Source organism: Eubacterium ramulus ATCC 29099 (assembly GCF_000469345.1).
Classification (GTDB): domain Bacteria; phylum Bacillota; class Clostridia; order Lachnospirales; family Lachnospiraceae; genus Eubacterium_I; species Eubacterium_I ramulus.
This window is the reverse complement of the sequence record NZ_KI271112.1, coordinates 1-1,167: the sequence shown is the minus strand read 5'-3', so window position 1 is coordinate 1,167 and position 1,167 is coordinate 1. Positions and strand designations below refer to the sequence as shown.

At 35.8% G+C, this 1,167-nt stretch carries 4 protein-coding genes; all 4 read left to right on the top strand.

The window, feature by feature from the left end; all coding sequences use genetic code 11:
- The coding region (locus tag HMPREF0373_RS17275; protein ID WP_021738765.1) for a replication initiation factor domain-containing protein at positions 1–252 on the top strand (252 nt) is incomplete at its 5' end.
- Positions 253–263: 11 nt separating this feature from the next.
- Entirely contained in the window at positions 264–398 is a 135-nt protein-coding gene (locus HMPREF0373_RS06055) for a DUF3789 domain-containing protein (RefSeq protein ID WP_009243011.1), read from the top strand.
- Entirely contained in the window at positions 399–620 is a 222-nt protein-coding gene (locus HMPREF0373_RS06050) for a hypothetical protein (RefSeq protein WP_002323342.1), read from the top strand.
- Between the two features lie 67 nt (positions 621–687).
- Entirely contained in the window at positions 688–1,107 is a 420-nt protein-coding gene (locus HMPREF0373_RS06045) for a nuclear transport factor 2 family protein (RefSeq protein WP_009243012.1), read from the top strand.
- Positions 1,108–1,167 lie beyond the last annotated feature (60 nt).

Sequence of the window (1,167 nt, the reverse complement as noted above, 5' to 3'; positions counted from 1 at the left end):
TGGGCTTGGTTTATCGGCGATAACAGACAGAGCTTGAAGCTGACGACAAAGCCAGAGCCGTACACCTTAGACCGCACGTTGCGTTGGGTACAACGGCAGGTAGCACCGACCTTGAAAATGCTGAAAAAGATTGATAAGGGAAACGGTACAGACTACATGGAAACAATCGAACAGCAGGCAAAACTCACAGAAAAGCATGAAATGATAATCAAACAGCAGACGACCCCTGCAAAAGATTTAGTAGAAAGTTAGGAGTGATAAAAATGTGGGTATTATTAAAAGATTTCCTGCTGGTATCTATGGGAATGGGTATCGGTGTAGTCTTGATGTGTATTTTGAATGTCGGCAAAGAAGCTGACTATGAAATGAAACAATTAAAAGAAAGCGAGGACAATTAAATGAATTTCGGACAAAATTTGTATCAATGGTTTTTATCAAACGCACAGAGCTTAGTGCTTATGGCGATTGTGGTTATCGGTATCTACTTAGGGTTCAAGCGTGAGTTTTCCAAACTTATCGGCTTTTTGGTAGTTGCCTTGATTGCTGTCGGCTTGGTATTCAATGCTGGCGGTGTGAAAGATGTACTGTTAGAGCTGTTCAATAAGATTATCGGTGCATAAAATTTTATTGTGGGGCTGATGTATGGGTGCTATAATGTGAAAAAAGAAGTAATCGAGGTGTTCTATTTTGAATGAGAGAGAAAAAATTATTCGTTTATGGTTTGATATGTGGTTGAAACAGCAAGACTTAGGAATGGATAAAATTTTTACAGAAGATGTTGTTTATACGGAAAGCTGGTGTCCTAAATATGAAAATCTTAAAACAGTAAAACATTGGTTTAATGAATGGAATACTCGTGGTAAAGTCATTATTTGGGATATTAAACAGTTCTTTCATAAAGAAAATCAAACTGTCGTAGAATGGTATTTTAAAAATGAAATGAATACGGGAAGCGTTGAAGAATTTGACGGTATTTCCTTAATTGAATGGACAGAAGATAACAAAATCAAATCATTAAAAGAATATGGTTGCAATCTGAATAACTATAATCCATATCAACACAGCGATAACCCTCAATTTAGAGATGAAAAAACAAACTGGTTTTAAAACTTAATCAAATTATATCCATATACATAAAGCAGTTAGTCTTAGGATTGACTGCTTTTT